Genomic DNA, 16,972 nt, shown 5'->3' on the forward strand with positions numbered 1-16,972 from the left:
AAGCCGGGCAAATGCCCGGCTTTTCCTTGCTACCAGTCGAATCAGACCTTGGCGCGCTCGTAGCGCTTGCGGTCGTTCTCGTTGAGCATTTTCTTGCGCAGACGGATCGACTTCGGCGTCACTTCCACCAGCTCGTCATCAGCGATGAATTCCAGCGCCTGCTCCAGGGTGAAGCGGATCGGCGGAACCAGGGCGATAACTTCGTCCTTGCCCGAAGCGCGCATGTTGTCGAGCTTCTTGCCTTTGGTGGGGTTGATCACCAGGTCGTTGTCACGGCTGTTGATGCCGGCCAGCTGGCCTTCGTAGATCTCGTCGCCTGGGCCGAGGAACAGCTTGCCGCGGCTTTGCAGGGTTTCCAGCGAGTAGGTCAGCGCGGTGCCGGTGGCCATGGAAACCAGTACGCCATTCTGACGGTTGGTCACTTCGCCTGCCTTGATCGGGCCGTAGTGGCTGAAGGTCGAGGTCAGGATGCCGGTACCCGAGGTCAGGGTCAGGAAGTTGTTACGGAAGCCGATCAGGCCACGCGCCGGAATGGTGTATTCCAGACGCACGCGGCCCTTGCCGTCGGGGATCATGTTGGTCAGATCGCCCTTGCGCAGGCCCATCTGCTCCATCACCGAGCCCTGGTGCTGCTCTTCGATGTCGATGGTGACGTTCTCGTAAGGCTCCTGCTTCTCGCCTTCGGCGGTCTCGATGATGACCACTTCCGGACGGCCTACGGCCAGCTCGAAGCCTTCACGGCGCATGGTTTCGATCAGTACCGAGAGGTGCAGTTCGCCACGGCCGGAGACCTTGAACTTCTCCGGGGAGTCTCCTTGCTCAACGCGCAGGGCCACGTTGTGCAGCAGTTCCTTGTCCAGACGGTCCTTGATGTTGCGGCTGGTGACGAACTTGCCTTCTTTACCGGCGAACGGCGAGTCGTTGACCTGGAAGGTCATGCTCACGGTCGGCTGGTCAACGGTCAGCGGCGGGCGCGCTTCGACGTTCTGCGGGTCGCACAGGGTGTCGGAGATGTACAGCTCGTCCATGCCCGAGACGCAGACGATGTCACCGGCTTCGGCTTCAGCGACTTCAACGCGCTGCAGGCCCGAGTGACCCATGATCTTCAGGATGCGGCCGTTGCGCTTGGTGCCGTCGTCGCTGATGGCCACGACCGGGGTGTTGGTCTTGACCTTGCCGCGGGCGATACGGCCGATGCCGATCACGCCGAGGAAGCTGTTGTAGTCCAGCTGGGAGATCTGCATCTGGAACGGACCGTCGACGTCGACTTTCGGCGCCGGAACGTGGTCGATGATCGCCTGGAACAGCGCGTCCATGTTGTCGTCCATCTTCTCGTGGTCCATGCCGGCGATGCCGTTCAGGGCACTGGCGTAGACGATCGGGAAGTCCAGCTGCTCGTCGGTGGCGCCGAGGTTGTCGAACAGGTCGAAGATCTGGTCGATGACCCAGTCAGGACGCGCGCCCGGACGGTCGATCTTGTTCACGACGACGATCGGGCGCAGACCGGCCTTGAACGCCTTCTGGGTCACGAAGCGGGTCTGCGGCATGGGGCCGTCCTGGGCGTCGACCACCAGCAGTACGGAGTCGACCATCGACATCACACGCTCCACCTCACCGCCGAAGTCGGCGTGGCCGGGGGTGTCGACGATGTTGATGCTGTAGTCATTCCATTTCAGGGCGGTGTTCTTCGCCAGAATGGTGATGCCACGCTCTTTTTCCTGGTCGTTGGAGTCCATCACGCGCTCGTTTTCCGCTTCTTTGCGGTCGAGGGTGCCGGACAGGCGCAGGAGCTTGTCTACGAGGGTGGTCTTGCCATGGTCGACGTGGGCGATGATGGCGATGTTGCGCAGTTTTTCGATCACAGTGTCAGTCTCGATAGTGAATCTTCGGCTGCCGTTTTCGGCAGCGGGGGCCGGGCCTTGGCGCGGCGGTGCAAAAGGTCAGGGCGTGAGCCTACGCACCGAATGTGTCGGGAGGTCGGTGGCGGATACTGCCGCCGAACAGTCCGGGCTGGCGGCGTTGGTCCGCGCCTTTATTGCGGACGGTAAACACGCACATTGGTGTGCCCTTCGTTGACCAGGTGGTGGGCGTGCAGGCGACTCATCACGCCCTTGTCGCAATACAGGAGGTACTGGCGATTGGGGTCCAGTTCCTTGAACTTGCTGTTGATCGCGTAGAACGGCATGGCCAGGACTTCGATGCCCTCGATGGCCAGCGGTTCATCTTCCAGGGCATCCGGGTGACGGATGTCCACCACGATCTGCCCGGCCAGCACTTCGTCGACCATTTCCACGGCCAGGTCCTTGCCCAGTTCGTCGATCACGCGGTCGACGGTCATCTGGGTGGAACGCTCCAGGGCGCGATCGAGCACGGCCATGTCGAACTTGGTTTCTTCGTGGTCGACGCGGTACGGCTTGGCCTGGGTGGTCGGGTTCACCGAGATCACGCCACAGTATTCTGGCATGTGCTTGGCGAACTCGGCGGTGCCGATCTTCGTCGCGGTGTCGATGATGTCCTGCTTGTGGCTGACGATCAGCGGGCGCAGGACCAGGGTGTCGGTCACCCGGTCGATCACCGAGAGGTTCGGCAGGGTCTGGCTGGAGACCTGGGAAATCGCCTCGCCGGTCACCAGCGCATCGATCTCCAGGCGCTCGGCTACGCGGCTCGCGGCGCGCAGCATCATGCGTTTCAGGGTCACGCCCATGTAGCTGTCGTCGACCTTGGTGAGAATCTCGCCGACCACTTCCTCGAAGGGCACGCTGACGAACAGCACGCGCTGGGAACTGCCGTACTTCTTCCACAGGTAGTGCGCGACTTCCATCACGCCCAGTTCGTGGGCACGGCCGCCGAGGTTGAAGAACACGAAGTGGCTGATCATGCCGCGGCGCATCATCTGGTAGGCCGCCACGGTGGAGTCGAAGCCACCGGACATCAGCACCAGCACCTGCTCCAGCGCGCCCAGCGGGTAGCCGCCGAGGCCATCGTGCTGGGCGTGGATCACGTAGAGGCGGTCATGGCGGATTTCCACGCGCACTTCCACTTCCGGGTTCTTCAGCGAGACCCCCGCCGCGCCGCAATGCTGGCGCAGGCCGCCACCGACGTAGCGCTCCACATCGATGGAGGTGAAGAGGTGCTTGCCGGCGCGCTTGCAGCGCATGGAGAAGACCTTGCCCGGCAGCTTGTCGCCGAAATGGGCCTTGCACTTCTCGAGGATGTCGTCGAAATCGCCCAGCGGGTACTCGTGCACTTCCAGGAAGTGGCCGATGCCCGGCGTGCAGGTCAGGCGCTCGATCATCTCGCGCAGGGCTTTCGGGTCGGTGACCTTGGTCTCGACCTCGAGGTTGTCCCACTCGCCTTCGACCAGCAGCTCGGGATCGAGATCGCGGAGCACCGTGCGAATGTTCTTCGCCAGCTGGCGGATGAAGCGCTTGCGCACCGGCCGGCTCTTGATGGTGATTTCCTGGAAGACCTTGACGATGAGTTTCATGCGGATCGGGCGATTGCCATGGGACTGAAAAAAAGGGGCGGAATTATATCCGAAATTGCTCAAGACTTGAGCAGAAATCGGAGACTTTCTTTTTGATGCACCAAAATGGACTGACGCACCACGATGGAGCACCAAAGCGGTGCACTATTATCGCGCAATTCTCTGCAACACCCGCTACACCCCGTGATTTCAGGGCCCCTGCCCGTTTACGGGCACTGGCACGCAACTTGCTCTCTTGTGAGGCAGGTTGCCCTGGCCGACTATGCCGGCCGGCATCACCCGTTACTGGGGCACAGAAAGCTCCCAGCTCTAATCCCTCCTGGAGGACAGCATGTCGTACAAGTCGCAACAACTGATCAAAGATCATGACGTGAAGTGGGTTGACCTGCGCTTCACCGATACCAAAGGCAAGCAGCAGCACGTCACCATGCCCGCCCGCGACGCGCTGGACGACGAGTTCTTCGAAGCCGGCAAGATGTTCGATGGCTCCTCCATCGAAGGCTGGAAGGGCATCGAAGCCTCCGACATGATCCTGCTCCCGGACGACAGCACCGCCGTGCTCGACCCGTTCACCGAAGAGCCGACCCTGATCATCGTTTGCGACATCATCGAGCCGAGCACCATGCAAGGCTACGAGCGCGACCCGCGCAACATCGCCAAGCGCGCCGAGGAATACCTGAAGTCCACCGGTATCGGTGACACCGTATTCGTCGGCCCGGAGCCGGAGTTCTTCATCTTCGACGAAGTGAAGTTCAAGTCCGACATCTCTGGCTCGATGTTCAAGATCTTCTCCGAGCAGGCTTCCTGGAACACCGACGCTGACATCGAGACCGGCAACAAAGGCCACCGTCCAGGCGTCAAGGGCGGCTACTTCCCGGTACCGCCGGTCGACCACGACCACGAAATCCGTACTGCCATGTGCAACGCCATGGAAGAAATGGGCCTGGTCATCGAAGTTCACCACCACGAAGTGGCGACTGCCGGCCAGAACGAAATCGGCGTGAAGTTCAACACCCTGGTTGCCAAGGCTGACGAAGTTCAGACCCTGAAGTACTGCATCCACAACGTTGCCGACGCCTACGGCAAGACCGTGACCTTCATGCCGAAGCCGCTGTACGGCGACAACGGCTCGGGCATGCACGTTCACATGTCCATCTCCAAGGATGGCAAGAACACCTTCGCTGGCGAAGGCTATGCCGGCCTGTCCGACACCGCCCTGTACTTCATCGGCGGCATCATCAAGCACGGCAAGGCCCTGAACGGCTTCACCAACCCGGCTACCAACTCCTACAAGCGTCTGGTTCCGGGCTTCGAAGCCCCGGTCATGCTGGCCTACTCGGCCCGTAACCGTTCCGCCTCGATCCGTATCCCGTACGTCTCCAGCCCGAAAGCCCGCCGCATCGAAGCGCGCTTCCCGGACCCGGCTGCCAACCCCTACCTGTGCTTCGCCGCTCTGCTGATGGCCGGCCTGGACGGCATCCAGAACAAGATTCACCCCGGCGATGCCGCCGACAAGAACCTGTACGACCTGCCGCCGGAAGAGGCGAAGGAAATCCCGCAGGTTTGCGGCAGCCTGAAAGAGGCGCTGGAAGAACTCGACAAGGGCCGTGCGTTCCTGACCAAGGGCGGCGTGTTCACCGACGAGTTCATCGATGCCTACATCGAGCTGAAGTCGGAAGAAGAAATCAAGGTGCGCACCTTCGTGCACCCGCTGGAATACGACCTGTACTACAGCGTCTGATCCACGAATACCTATAAATAGCGACAGCATTAAGGCCTCCTTCGGGAGGCCTTTTTTATTGCCGGCCGCATCGACCATGACTAGATTTCACTCCGACGCCACTACCCAGGAAGGGTTTCGATGCACCATTTGTCCCGAATTCTGCCCCTGCTGTTCTGCCTGCCGCTTTCCGCTCACGCGCAGACCGATTGCAACGATGTGCGAGATCGCGACTTGCAACGAATGTGCGAGGCGGTGAGGAGCGGCAGCATCACGGACTGCAACAGCATTGGCGACCGTGACCTCCGACGGTACTGCGAGGCGAAGGTTGCGCCCGACAATGGCAGGACCGATTGCAGCGACATCCATGACCGTGACACCAGCCGGCAATGCCAGGCCATCGTCACCAACAACCCCGGCGACTGCGAAAGCATTGATGACCGCGACATGCGCCGCACCTGTCGAGCGATGACCAGCGGCACCGCGGCTGATTGCGAAGGCATCGACGATCGTGACCTGCGCCGCACCTGCCGTGCGCTGAAGATGCCCTGAAGTCCTCCGGGATCAGATCCCGCCGTCTGCCGGCACGCCCGACTCCTCGTCGTCCTCGCGGCGCGATTTGCGCATGCGCGAGAGCTGCACGTTCAGGCGCGGCATGGAGAGCTCCAGCCCGGCCTTGTCGAGCTTCTGCCGCAGGCGCAGGTTGAAGGCACGCTGCACTTCCCACTGGCGGATCGGCGCGGTCTTGAAGCGGAAGCGCAGGATCGCCTGGCCGGCGTCGAAGCTCTCGATGCCCTGGATTTCCAGAGGCGACCAGATGGCGCGGTTGATGGTGCGGTCGCCGCGCAGTTCGCCGGAGACTTCCTTGACCAGCGCCAGCGCGTCATCGATCGGCATGCTTGCCGGCACCGGCCAGCGGAACATGGCGTAGCCGAACTGCCGCGAGTAGTTCTTGATGCTCTTGATCTCGCTGAACGGGATGGTGTGCACCACGCCATCCAGGTCACGCAGGCGTACCGTGCGGATGGTCAGCCCCTCCACCGTACCGAGGTGGCCACCTACGTCGACGTAGTCGTCGATGGACAGCGAGTCCTCGATGATGATGAACAGGCCGGTGATCAGGTCCGCCACCAGTGATTGCGCACCAAAGCCGATGGCCAGACCGATGACACCAGCACCGGCGAGCAGCGGCGTGACGTTCATGCCCATGTTGGCCAGCGCGACGATCAGAGCAATCACCGCGATGGTCACGAACAGCACGTTTCGGATCAGCGGCAGCATGGTCAGCGCGCGGGCGTTGGCGCTCTTCTTGCCGCCCAGGCCGAGGCTGTGCTGCACCGCAGTGTCGGTAAGAATCCAGACCAGCCAGGCAACCAGCAGGGTGGTACCAAAGCTGAACAGCTTGAGGCTGATCTGCGAGCCGTCGCCTTCGGCGAAACGCACCAGCGACATGCCCCAGACGCGCAGGCCGATCTCCAGGAAGAACAGCAGGCTGCCGATGTGTAGCAGCGTGTAGCCAAAGCTCTGCAACTGCTCGATATACGGCGCATGGCGACGCGCACCGCGCCGCGCGGAGCGCTGGTGGGCGCGGCGGATCAGACCGTTGACGGTCATCGCCACCACCGCAACGGCGGCGCAGACCAGGGCGCGGCGCAGGGCGTAGCTGCTGTCGCCGGCGGTGACGATGGTGGCGAACAGCGAGATGCCCACCAGCACCAGCACCGGCAGGAACCAGATCGAGCCGATCAGCTCCACCAGGTCGCTCAGGCCCCGGCGCTTGAGGCGACGCTCCAGCGGCTGGTTGCGGATCAGGTGGGCGATGGGCCGGCGGAACTGCAGGACGAACAGCGCGGTGAGCAGCGCGGCACAGATGTTCGCCACAGAACCGACAAACAGCGAGATGTTCATCCCCAGACTCTCGATGACGCGCGGGTCGTGCATCACTTCACCCAGCGCCGCGAGGCTGCCGATCAGCCAGAGCGGCCGGAAGGCGCGGCGGCGCAGGATATCCAGCGCGCGCATGCGGTGCGGGCCGCTGAGCAGCGACAGGGAGATCACGCACAGCGCGGAGAACAGCGTACCGCACACCAGGGTGTAGGCGATCACCATCGCCACCAGCTTGCCGAGCGAGCTGGGCAGCACCAGGGACAGGTAGACGGTGATCAGGAAGGCCACCAGCCAGGGACCGAGCTTGCGCAGGGCGAACAGCAGCAGGTCGCGGGTCTTGGGATGTTGCGGCAGCTCGCCCTCCAGGCCGAAGCGCTTGCGCATGCGCCCGGCGATCCAGCGCAGGCCGAGCGCGACGCAGGCCCAGATGAGGATGACCAGGGCGAAATCGAGGATCATCCCCGGCCATTCCGCCAGCGACGGGGTGCGGGCGTCGAGCTCAAAGCCGGCGCCCTGGAACAGTTCACTCCAGCGCACCACCGGGCTGTTGGCGCCCTCGAACTGGCGCTCCAGGCTACCCAGGGTATCGCCGATCAGACCGAGCACGCCGCCCTGGTCCTCGGAACTCTTCTGCGTGGCGTCGCGCAACTGCTTGAGCTTCTTCAGCAGGTCGGCGCGCTGCTGGTCGTTCTCCAGGGTCTTGATCACCTGGTTCAGCGACTGCTCCAGCTGGGCGTCGCTGACCTTCGCCTCGCCACCTCCCGTCACCCCGGCCAGCGGCCCGGGAAGCGCCGCCAGCGCGGGCCCGGCGACGGACAAGCCGAGGCCCAGACAGCACAGCAGCAGCCACTGACGAAGCAGGTAACGAATCGGACTCACAGGCATACCCCACCAACATGGACAATCACGCTTGCCGCATCATACAGACGCCGGCGCCAAGCTCGGACCCGTCCCGCGCAGGAAAGGTCCCCCCACGAGCAGCAGCGCACAACGCGCGGCGCCCCGCTGAAAGACAATAGGCAACTTGCCAGCCGCCGTCGGCGGTGCAAGGCTTGGCATGACCATCCGGAGATTTTTCATGCGCCTGATCCTCACCGCCCTGCTGCTCGCCGCCGCATTGCCAGCCAGCGCGCAGATCTACAAGTACACCGACGCCAACGGCAAGACAGTGTTCACCAACCAGCCGCCGACCGATGTCGACGCCAAGCCCGTGGAGCTGCCGCCGACCAACACCGTCGGCCCGCAAGGCCCGGTCGCAGCGCCCGCCGACAGCGGCACTGCGACCCAGACCGCCACTCCCTACGCCATTCTTGCGCTGAGCAACCTGCCGGATGACGAGTCGCTACGGCAGAACAACGGCACCTTCATCGTCAATGTCGTGGTGCAGCCCGCCCTGGCAGGCGGCCATCTGCTGCAACTGGTGCTCGACGGCCAGCCCTACGGCGCACCGACCAGCAGCACCAGCATCGGCCTGCAGGAAATCGACCGCGGCGACCACACCCTGGCAGTCCAGGTGCTGCAGGGAAGCCGCGTGATCCAGGCCAGCGCGCCGGTGAGTTTCACCCTGCAACGCATCAGCACCAACAGTCCGCAACGGCCCAAGGTCCAACCCAGGACGGGCGGCTGACGATGCGCTATCTGGCGACTCTCCTGTCGGTGACCCTGTTGTCGGCGCTGTTCTGCCTGTCGGCCAGCGCCGAGGTCTACACCTACATCGACAAGGAAGGTAATCGCGTCTTCACCGATCAGCCGCCGCGCGGCAACGCGCAAAAGCTGCAACTGGCGCCGATCAACTCGCAGCCCGGCTCGCCCAACGGCGTGCGCATGCCGCCGCCGCTGTACGCGCCGGCCACGCCCGAGCTGCCTCCCGGCCCGCCGGCCTACCAGCTGCTACGCATCATCGTGCCGGAGCCTGACGCCACCGTGCGAGCCAATGACGGCGCACTGATCGTCTCCGCCACCAGCGACCCGGCCCTGCTGCCCGGGCATCTCTACCGCCTGCTTCTGGACGGCAAGCCCGTGGGCGAGCCCGGCCGCAGCCCGGTGTTCCCGCTGAACAACATCGACCGGGGCACCCACCAGCTTTCGGTAGAGATCATCGACACCCTCGGCCGAACCATCGAGCAGACGCCCAGCCAGCCCTTCCACATGTTCCGCGTTTCCGTGGCCGAATCGGCCGATCTGGACACTTCCCACCCGCTCGCTGCCGCCGACCGCTGACGCGGCGTGCGGCCAGGCGCAAATGCACCATATCGGTGCATACGCCTGCACCACTTTCTATACTCTCCCCATTTCGGGTCACTTCCGCTGGCCGGATCGACCTCCTGCGCACCGCAAATCAGCGCGATGCCGCGAAATACGCGTCTTTTCAGGGCCTGGTTTGCTTTTTGCATTTTCCCGCACAGTCTTGGGACATCTCTTACGCCATGCCTACAGAAACCCAGCTCCGCCTGTTGCTCGACAACCTCACCACGGCGGTGATCCTGCTCAATGCCGAGCTGCGCCTGGAGTACATGAACCCGGCGGCGGAAATGCTGCTGGCAGTCAGTGGCCAGCGCAGCCACGGGCAATTCATCAGCGAGCTGTTCACCGAATCGCCCGAGGCGCTGCAGTCGCTGCGCCAGGCAGTGGAAGAGGCGCATCCCTTCACCAAGCGCGAGGCGAGCCTGACCTCGCTGACTGGCCAGACCATCACCGTGGACTACGCGGTGACGCCGATCCTCGACCGCCGCGACACCCTGCTGCTGCTGGAGGTCCACCCGCGCGACCGACTCCTGCGGATCACCAAGGAAGAAGCGCAGCTGTCCAAGCAGGAAACCACCAAGCTACTGGTGCGCGGCCTGGCCCACGAGATCAAGAATCCGCTGGGCGGCATTCGCGGCGCGGCGCAGCTGCTTTCCCGCGAGCTGCCAGAGGAATCGCTCAAGGACTACACCAACGTCATCATCGAAGAAGCCGACCGCCTGAGGAATCTGGTGGACCGCATGCTCGGCTCCAACAAGCTGCCGCAGCTCTCGGTGACCAACGTCCACGAAGTGCTGGAACGCGTCTGCAGCCTGGTGGAAGCCGAGACCCAGGGCACCATCCCGCTGGTGCGCGACTACGACCCGAGCATTCCTGACCTGCTGATCGACCGCGAGCAGATGATCCAGGCCGTGCTCAACATCGTGCGCAACGCCATGCAGGCGATCTCCGCGCAGAACGAACTCAAGCTGGGGCGCATCACCCTGCGCACCCGCACCCTGCGCCAGTTCACCATCGGCCACACGCGTCATCGCCTGGTGTGCAAGGTGGAGATCATGGACAACGGCCCGGGCATCCCGGCCGAACTGCAGGACACCATCTTCTATCCGATGGTCAGCGGGCGTGCCGACGGCACAGGCCTGGGCCTCGCGATTACCCAGAACATCATCAGCCAGCACCAGGGCTTGATCGAATGCGACAGCCATCCGGGCCACACCGTATTCAGTCTGTTCCTGCCCCTGGAACAAGGAGTGCATTGACCATGAGCCGATCAGAGACCGTCTGGATCGTCGACGACGACCGCTCCATCCGCTGGGTACTGGAAAAAGCCCTGCAACAGGAAGGCATGAACACCGTCAGCTTCGACAGCGCCGACAGCGTGATGAGCCGCCTGGGCCGGCAGCAGCCGGACGTGATCATCTCCGACATCCGCATGCCCGGCTCCAGCGGCCTCGACCTGCTGGCGCAGATCCGCGAGGTACACCCGCGCCTGCCGGTGATCATCATGACCGCGCACTCGGACCTGGACAGCGCGGTGGCCTCCTACCAGGGCGGCGCATTCGAATACCTGCCCAAGCCTTTCGACGTCGACGAGGCGGTCTCCCTGGTCAAGCGCGCCAACCAGCACGCCCAGGAGCAGCAAGGCCTGGAAGCGCCGGCCAACCAGACGCGCACCCCGGAAATCATCGGCGAGGCGCCGGCGATGCAGGAGGTGTTCCGCGCCATCGGCCGCCTCTCGCACTCCAACATCACCGTGCTGATCAACGGCGAGTCCGGCACCGGCAAGGAACTGGTCGCCCATGCCCTGCACCGCCACAGCCCCCGCGCGGCGTCGCCGTTCATCGCCCTGAACATGGCGGCAATCCCTAAGGACCTGATGGAGTCCGAGCTGTTCGGCCATGAGAAAGGTGCCTTCACCGGCGCGGCCAACCAGCGCCGCGGCCGCTTCGAGCAGGCCGACGGCGGCTCGCTGTTCCTCGACGAGATCGGCGACATGCCAGCCGACACCCAGACCCGCCTGCTGCGCGTACTGGCAGACGGCGAGTTCTACCGCGTGGGTGGCCACACCCCGGTGAAGGTGGACGTACGGATCATCGCCGCAACTCACCAGAACCTGGAAAACCTGGTGCGCGAGGGCAAGTTCCGCGAGGACCTGTTCCACCGCCTGAACGTCATCCGCGTGCACATCCCGCGTTTGGCCGACCGCCGCGAGGACATCCCCGCGCTGGCCCGGCACTTCCTCTCCCGCGCGGCGCAGGAACTGGCGGTGGAGCCCAAGCTGCTCAAGCCGGAAACCGAGGAATACCTGAAGAACCTCGGCTGGCCGGGCAACGTGCGCCAGTTGGAGAACACCTGCCGCTGGATCACCGTCATGGCTTCCGGCCGCGAGGTGCACATCGATGACCTGCCGCCGGAGCTGATGACCCAGCCGCAGGACAGCGTACCGGCCGCCAACTGGGAGCAGGCCCTGCGCCACTGGGCCGACCAGGCGCTGGGCCGCGGGCAGTCCAGCCTGCTGGATACCGCGGTGCCGGCTTTCGAACGGATCATGATCGAGACCGCGCTCAAGCACACCGCCGGCCGCCGCCGCGATGCCGCCGTGCTGCTGGGCTGGGGCCGCAATACCCTGACCCGCAAGATCAAGGAACTGGGCATGAAGATCGACGGCCCGGATGACGACGGCGAGGACTGAAGTCCTTCCACGAGAAAGGGGCCAGAAGGCCCCTTTTTTCTTGCGCGACGCTCTCCAAAAAAGGCCCTGGCCCAAGGGCTACGCAGGCTGAACGCGGTCATATCCCGGCAACATCTATCCCCAGAATCTGTGGATAACACTGTGCACGGAACGGGGAAGGAACGTGCTACAGCCCAGAGCACGCGCGGTCTGGAGGTTTGCGTGGTTTCTGTGCAGGAATTTCCGGCTTGCCCACATCCACTGTGTGCCCGCCTGTGGATAAGCTTGGGGCAACCCGCTGCGCTCCCCGCCTGGCGCGGGATTGCGAGAATTGATCAGAAAACGCTCAATCCATCGCGAAGCCGTGCTGACGCCAGGCTTCGTAGACGGTCACAGCCACGGTGTTGGACAGGTTCAGGCTACGGCAGCCAGGACGCATCGGCAGGCGCACGCGCTGTTCCGGTGGCAGGGCGTCACGCACTTCTTCCGGCAGGCCACGGCTTTCCGGGCCGAACAGAAAGGCGTCGCCGCGCTCATACGCCACTTCGTGGAACGGCTGCGAACCCTTGGTGGTGAAGGCGAACAGGCGCGGCTGGCCAAGCTGCTCCAGGCACTCTTCCAGGCTCGCGTACCGACGCACGCTGGCGTACTCGTGGTAATCCAGCCCGGCGCGACGCAGGCGCTTGTCGTCCAGCTCGAAGCCCAGCGGCTCGATCAGGTGCAGGCTGCAGCCCGCGTTGGCGCACAGCCTGATAATGTTGCCGGTGTTTGGGGGGATTTCCGGTTGAAAAAGGATTACGTGGAACATGCAGCGCTCCGAGCCTGAGAACGGCGGGCATTCTACCCCCGCCAAGGAGCAAATGCGGCCCAGGCCCTGGTTGAAGGTGCTGGTTTCGCTGTGCGTGCTCGGCCTGCTGCTGGGCCTGATGCTTGGCCGGCTGGTGAATCCGCCACACGAGGGGCCTCCGCAGATCCTTGCCGTAGAGCCTTCCGCCGATGGATTGGTAGTCACTCTGGACGCGCAGCCCGCCGTTCGCGCCGGCCATCTGGACGGCGCCCTGGCCGTGCAGATCGACGCCAGCGGCAACGCACGCCAGGGCCAGTTGCGGATCGGCGATGCGCCGGTGCGCTGGAAGCTGGAGCCAAGGGAGCGTGGGGTTCTGCTGACGCTGCTGTCGACCCGGCGCCTGCAGGGTACCTGGGACAGCACCGAGGTCGGGGGCCGGTGGCGCCTGACCATCAGCGCGCGGCCCGAATAAAAGCGGGGTTTTCCCGGCCTGCCTGGTCCGGGGCCCCGAAGCGGGAAGCGAACCCTCCGAAAGGAGGCTCGCGGGCATAAAAGAGGGGTTTACCCGGCCTGCCTGTACCAGGACCCCTAACGGGTGCGCGGTGCGCCGTGGCGCGCCTGCGGGCATAAAAAGGGGGCTTTCCCGGCCTGCCTGTACCAGGACCCCCGAACCGGCTGCGACGGCCACCGCCTCGGGCGGCACGCTCGCAAGTTGTAAAAGAGGGGTTCCCCAGCCTGCCTGTACCGAGGCCCCTGAAATCGCTGTTATCAGGGGTATTGCAGAGGGCGTGCCAAGATTGCTCGAAGGGCATTATGCCTCGCTCAAAAGCCCCCTCCGACGGCCTGAAGGCCGCGAAACCAGAGGTCTTCAGGAATATCGTCAGGCGTGCGAAGTGACTCCCGCCAGCGTCTACACCGGGTACTTCAGGGCCTCCCCGCCGCGACGTTCGCTGCGCCCTGCTAGTGCGCATGCACCAAACTTGAACGCGCCTCCCTTACCCACAGCAACCCTGAGCAACTGCTGGAACAGCCTGTGGATAAGCGTGCCTGAGCCCGGAGCCCCGTGGCACGCGCAACTCTGATCAAAATTCGATCAACACCGAATCGCAGGCAAAGAAAAAGGCGCCCGAAGGCGCCTTTCTCGTTCGGCGTCAGTGTTTACTGGGCCGGGATCTCGCCGGATGCCTGCATGCGGGCGATTTCCTGCGCGTACAGCGCATCGAAGTTCACCGGGGACAGCATCAGCGCCGGGAACGAACCGCGGACAACCAGGCTGTCCAGGGTTTCACGGGCGTACGGGAAGAGGATGTTCGGGCAGAAGGCGCCCAGGGTGTGGCTCATGCTGGACGCGTCCAGGCCCTTGATCAGGAAGATGCCAGCCTGCTGCACTTCAACGATGAAAGCGGTTTCCTCGTTGTTCTTCACGGTCACCGAAACGGTCAGGACCACTTCGTAGAAGTCGCCATCGAGCTGCTTCTGACGGGTGTTGAGGTCCATGGCGATGCTCGGCTGCCACTCCTGACGGAAGATTTCCGGAGCCTTGGGGGCCTCGAAGGAGAGGTCGCGCACGTAGATGCGCTGCAGCGAGAACTGCGGGTTGTTGTCTTGTTCGGCTGCGCCGTTGCTGGCTTGTTCAGTCATTTCGGGACCTTCTTGTGCATCGTTTCAGAATGAGGAATTACGCCGAGAGCAGCGTATCCAGCTTGCCCGCGCGTTCCAGCGCGTAAAGATCGTCGCAGCCGCCGATGTGGGTTCCGTCGATCCAGATCTGCGGCACTGAAGTCCGACCCGCCTTGCTGGCCATCTCGGCGCGCACGCCAGGCTTACCGTCCACGGAGATTTCCTCGTAGGCGACGCCCTTCTTGTCCAGCAGGGCCTTGGCGCGGATGCAATAAGGGCACCACGCGCTGGTGTAGATCAAGGTCGACGACATCTCACTTCACCAGGGGCAGGTTATCGCCACGCCAGCTGCCGATGCCGCCGGAGAGCTTGGCGGCGGTGTAGCCGGCCTTCTGCAGCACGCTGCACCAGGTGCCCGAATGCTGGCCCATGCCGTCGACCACGATGATGGTCTTGGCCTTGTGTTTGTCCAGTTCGCTCAGGCGGGCGTTCAGCTTGTCCGCCGGGATGTTCAGGGCGCCGACGATATGGCCGGTGGCGAACTCCTTGGTCGGGCGGATATCCAGCACCACGGCCTGCTCGGCGTTGACCATGGCGGTCAGCTCGCGGGTGGACAGCGCGCGGCCGCCCTTGCGCATTTCGTGCAGGGCCAGCAGCACCAGCAGGATGACCAGGGCACCGACCAGCAGGTAGTGGTGGGTGGCGAATTCGATCAGACGAGGAAGAAACGAAGACATGCGCAGGACATCCAGACGTAAAAATGCCGGCCAGTATACACGCGCGTATCTGACGGCTGAACCCTGCCAATCATGGCGTCTGTCGGCACCAACCGGTAAAATGTCGGTCCTTTTCTGACCCCTATTCTCGGAAAGAGCCGTACCTATGACTGCAACGCGCAAACCGCTGGTCCTGATCATCCTGGACGGCTTCGGCCATAGCGATAGCCCTGAATTCAACGCCATCTACGCCGCGAAGAAGCCCAACTGGGACCGCCTGCTGGCCAGCCAGCCGAACGGCCTGATCTCCGGCTCGGGCATGGACGTCGGCCTGCCCGACGGCCAGATGGGCAATTCCGAGGTAGGCCACATGAACCTGGGCGCCGGCCGCGTCGTCTACCAGGACTTCACCCGCGTCACCAAGGCCATCCGCGACGGCGAGTTCTTCCAGAACCCGGTGCTGACCGGTGCCGTCGACAAGGCCGCGGGTGCCGGCAAGGCCGTGCACATCCTCGGCCTGCTCTCCGATGGCGGCGTACACAGCCACCAGGACCACCTGATTGCCATGGCCGAGCTGGCCGCACAGCGTGGCGCGCAGAAGATCTACCTGCACGCCTTCCTCGACGGCCGCGACACCCCGCCCAAGAGCGCCGAGCCTTCGCTGAAGCTGCTCGACGACGCCTTCGCCCGCATCGGCAAGGGCCGCACTGCCAGTATCATCGGCCGCTACTTCGCCATGGACCGCGACAATCGCTGGGACCGTGTCGAAGCCGCCTACAACCTGATCACCGACGGCACCGCCGAATTCACCGCCGACACCGCCGTGGGCGCACTGAACGCCGCCTATGAGCGCGGGGAGAGCGACGAATTCGTCAAGGCCACCCGCATTGGCGAACAGGTGCGCGTGGAAGACGGCGACGCCGTGGTCTTCATGAACTTCCGTGCCGACCGTGCCCGCGAACTGTCGCGCGCCTTCGTCGAGCCGGGCTTCAAGGAGTTCCCGCGCCAGCGCGAGCTGCACCTGGCCGAGTACGTGATGCTTACCCAGTACGCCGCAAGCATCCCGGCACCCAGCGCGTTCAAGCCCGAATCCCTGGACAACGTCCTGGGCGAGTACCTGGCCAAGAACGGCAAGACTCAGCTGCGCATCGCCGAAACCGAGAAGTACGCCCACGTGACCTTCTTCTTCTCCGGCGGCCGCGAAGAGCCGTTCGAAGGCGAAGAACGCATCCTCATCCCTTCGCCCAAGGTCGCCACCTATGACCTGCAGCCGGAAATGAGCGCGCCGGAAGTCACCGACAAGATCGTCGACGCCATCGAGAACCAGCGTTTCGACGTGATCATCGTCAACTACGCCAACGGCGACATGGTAGGCCACACCGGCGTATTCGAGGCCGCAGTGAAAGCCGTCGAGTGCCTGGATACCTGCGTCGGTCGGATCGTCGAGGCGCTGGACAAGGTCGGCGGCGAAGCCCTGATCACCGCCGACCACGGCAACGTCGAGCAGATGGAAGACGCGATGACCGGCCAGGCGCACACCGCGCACACCTGCGAGCCGGTGCCTTTCGTCTACGTCGGCAAGCGCAAGGTCAGCATTCGCGAGGGCGGCGTGCTCGCCGACGTGGCCCCGACACTGCTGAACCTGATGGGTCTGGAACAGCCCAAAGAGATGACCGGCAAATCGATCGTCACCCTCCTTTAAGGACGACGATTGGGCGGGAACGTGAGCCATCTCCCGCCGGTCAGAGCAAACGCCCCACGCCATGCGGCCTGGGGCGTTTTTTTTAGCGCCCGCCACGGGCATACTAGCCCGGTCCAGAATCCAGGTGCCCGCCGCCCA

Annotated in this window: 15 protein-coding genes; 8 read left to right on the forward strand and 7 right to left on the reverse strand. The window is 64.0% G+C overall.

The window, feature by feature from the left end; genetic code table 11:
* Positions 1-41: 41 nt before the first annotated feature.
* Positions 42-1,862 (reverse strand): translational GTPase TypA, encoded by a 1,821-nt coding sequence (gene typA / locus IB275_RS28450; protein WP_138523659.1) that lies wholly within the window; start codon positions 1,860-1,862, stop codon positions 42-44.
* 170 nt (positions 1,863-2,032) lie between these two features.
* Positions 2,033-3,487, reverse strand: coding sequence for a tRNA uracil 4-sulfurtransferase ThiI (thiI, locus tag IB275_RS28455; RefSeq protein ID WP_192293277.1), 1,455 nt, complete (start codon positions 3,485-3,487; stop codon positions 2,033-2,035).
* 331 nt (positions 3,488-3,818) lie between these two features.
* Here thiI and glnA point away from each other — a divergent pair, with 331 nt between their 5' ends.
* Positions 3,819-5,228 carry a glutamate--ammonia ligase gene (glnA, locus tag IB275_RS28460; RefSeq protein ID WP_045215805.1) on the forward strand — a complete coding sequence of 470 codons (1,410 nt, stop codon included), beginning with the start codon at positions 3,819-3,821 and terminating at the stop codon, positions 5,226-5,228.
* A 120-nt stretch (positions 5,229-5,348) separates the two neighbouring features.
* The gene (locus IB275_RS28465; RefSeq protein WP_192293279.1) at positions 5,349-5,759 is read left to right on the forward strand and encodes a hypothetical protein; all 411 of its coding nucleotides are present in this window, start codon (positions 5,349-5,351) and stop codon (positions 5,757-5,759) included.
* A gap of 12 nt (positions 5,760-5,771) precedes the next feature.
* Here the strand turns inward: IB275_RS28465 and IB275_RS28470 are convergent, their stop codons facing one another.
* The gene (locus IB275_RS28470; protein WP_192293281.1) at positions 5,772-7,979 is read right to left on the reverse strand and encodes a mechanosensitive ion channel family protein; all 2,208 of its coding nucleotides are present in this window, start codon (positions 7,977-7,979) and stop codon (positions 5,772-5,774) included.
* A 193-nt stretch (positions 7,980-8,172) separates the two neighbouring features.
* On the opposite strand from IB275_RS28470, the gene IB275_RS28475 reads away from it, so the two are divergent.
* The 4 genes from IB275_RS28475 to ntrC all read left to right on the forward strand — a co-directional run bounded on the left by IB275_RS28475 (position 8,173) and on the right by ntrC (position 12,030).
* Positions 8,173-8,721, forward strand: a complete 549-nt coding sequence (locus tag IB275_RS28475) for a DUF4124 domain-containing protein (RefSeq protein WP_192293284.1) — start codon at positions 8,173-8,175, stop codon at positions 8,719-8,721.
* Between the two features lie 2 nt (positions 8,722-8,723).
* The gene (locus IB275_RS28480) at positions 8,724-9,314 is read left to right on the forward strand and encodes a DUF4124 domain-containing protein (protein WP_192293286.1); all 591 of its coding nucleotides are present in this window, start codon (positions 8,724-8,726) and stop codon (positions 9,312-9,314) included.
* A gap of 206 nt (positions 9,315-9,520) precedes the next feature.
* On the forward strand, positions 9,521-10,597 hold the full coding sequence (gene glnL / locus IB275_RS28485) for a nitrogen regulation protein NR(II) (protein ID WP_192293288.1): 1,077 nt from the start codon (positions 9,521-9,523) through the stop codon (positions 10,595-10,597).
* 2 nt (positions 10,598-10,599) lie between these two features.
* On the forward strand, positions 10,600-12,030 hold the full coding sequence (ntrC, locus tag IB275_RS28490) for a two-component system response regulator NtrC (protein WP_138213866.1): 1,431 nt from the start codon (positions 10,600-10,602) through the stop codon (positions 12,028-12,030).
* A gap of 325 nt (positions 12,031-12,355) precedes the next feature.
* On the opposite strand, the gene trmL is transcribed toward ntrC, so the two are convergent.
* Positions 12,356-12,817: a tRNA (uridine(34)/cytosine(34)/5-carboxymethylaminomethyluridine(34)-2'-O)-methyltransferase TrmL gene (gene trmL / locus IB275_RS28495; RefSeq protein WP_081515348.1), complete on the reverse strand. Its 462-nt coding sequence runs from the start codon at positions 12,815-12,817 to the stop codon at positions 12,356-12,358.
* Positions 12,818-12,869: 52 nt separating this feature from the next.
* On the opposite strand from trmL, the gene IB275_RS28500 reads away from it, so the two are divergent.
* Positions 12,870-13,268: a hypothetical protein gene (locus tag IB275_RS28500; protein WP_225601728.1), complete on the forward strand. Its 399-nt coding sequence runs from the start codon at positions 12,870-12,872 to the stop codon at positions 13,266-13,268.
* A gap of 686 nt (positions 13,269-13,954) precedes the next feature.
* Here IB275_RS28500 and secB read toward each other — a convergent pair.
* Genes secB through IB275_RS28515 form a run of 3 tightly spaced genes read right to left on the reverse strand, consistent with a single transcriptional unit; the run spans position 13,955 to position 15,153 of the window.
* Positions 13,955-14,437, reverse strand: a complete 483-nt coding sequence (gene secB / locus IB275_RS28505) for a protein-export chaperone SecB (protein WP_017517171.1) — start codon at positions 14,435-14,437, stop codon at positions 13,955-13,957.
* 37 nt (positions 14,438-14,474) lie between these two features.
* Positions 14,475-14,729, reverse strand: a complete 255-nt coding sequence (gene grxC, locus IB275_RS28510; protein WP_045215790.1) for a glutaredoxin 3 — start codon at positions 14,727-14,729, stop codon at positions 14,475-14,477.
* Between the two features lies 1 nt (position 14,730).
* A complete protein-coding gene (locus tag IB275_RS28515; protein WP_045215789.1) occupies positions 14,731-15,153 on the reverse strand; it encodes a rhodanese-like domain-containing protein in 423 nt (140 codons plus the stop codon).
* A gap of 145 nt (positions 15,154-15,298) precedes the next feature.
* On the opposite strand from IB275_RS28515, the gene gpmI reads away from it, so the two are divergent.
* Positions 15,299-16,834, forward strand: a complete 1,536-nt coding sequence (gene gpmI / locus IB275_RS28520; RefSeq protein WP_192293292.1) for a 2,3-bisphosphoglycerate-independent phosphoglycerate mutase — start codon at positions 15,299-15,301, stop codon at positions 16,832-16,834.
* Positions 16,835-16,972 lie beyond the last annotated feature (138 nt).

It is taken from the genome of Pseudomonas sp. PDM21 (genome assembly GCF_014852505.2).
In the GTDB taxonomy this organism is placed as follows: domain Bacteria; phylum Pseudomonadota; class Gammaproteobacteria; order Pseudomonadales; family Pseudomonadaceae; genus Pseudomonas.

Coding starts and splice junctions, on each gene's coding strand:
- thiI (WP_192293277.1), bottom strand. CDS start 3,487: ATGAAACTCATCGTCAAGGTCTTCCAGGAAATCACCATCAAGAGCCGG.
- glnA (WP_045215805.1), top strand. CDS start 3,819: ATGTCGTACAAGTCGCAACAACTGATCAAAGATCATGACGTGAAGTGG.
- IB275_RS28465 (WP_192293279.1), top strand. CDS start 5,349: ATGCACCATTTGTCCCGAATTCTGCCCCTGCTGTTCTGCCTGCCGCTT.
- IB275_RS28470 (WP_192293281.1), bottom strand. CDS start 7,979: ATGCCTGTGAGTCCGATTCGTTACCTGCTTCGTCAGTGGCTGCTGCTG.
- IB275_RS28475 (WP_192293284.1), top strand. CDS start 8,173: ATGCGCCTGATCCTCACCGCCCTGCTGCTCGCCGCCGCATTGCCAGCC.
- IB275_RS28480 (WP_192293286.1), top strand. CDS start 8,724: ATGCGCTATCTGGCGACTCTCCTGTCGGTGACCCTGTTGTCGGCGCTG.
- glnL (WP_192293288.1), top strand. CDS start 9,521: ATGCCTACAGAAACCCAGCTCCGCCTGTTGCTCGACAACCTCACCACG.
- ntrC (WP_138213866.1), top strand. CDS start 10,600: ATGAGCCGATCAGAGACCGTCTGGATCGTCGACGACGACCGCTCCATC.
- trmL (WP_081515348.1), bottom strand. CDS start 12,817: ATGTTCCACGTAATCCTTTTTCAACCGGAAATCCCCCCAAACACCGGC.
- IB275_RS28500 (WP_225601728.1), top strand. CDS start 12,870: ATGCGGCCCAGGCCCTGGTTGAAGGTGCTGGTTTCGCTGTGCGTGCTC.
- secB (WP_017517171.1), bottom strand. CDS start 14,437: ATGACTGAACAAGCCAGCAACGGCGCAGCCGAACAAGACAACAACCCG.
- grxC (WP_045215790.1), bottom strand. CDS start 14,729: ATGTCGTCGACCTTGATCTACACCAGCGCGTGGTGCCCTTATTGCATC.
- IB275_RS28515 (WP_045215789.1), bottom strand. CDS start 15,153: ATGTCTTCGTTTCTTCCTCGTCTGATCGAATTCGCCACCCACCACTAC.
- gpmI (WP_192293292.1), top strand. CDS start 15,299: ATGACTGCAACGCGCAAACCGCTGGTCCTGATCATCCTGGACGGCTTC.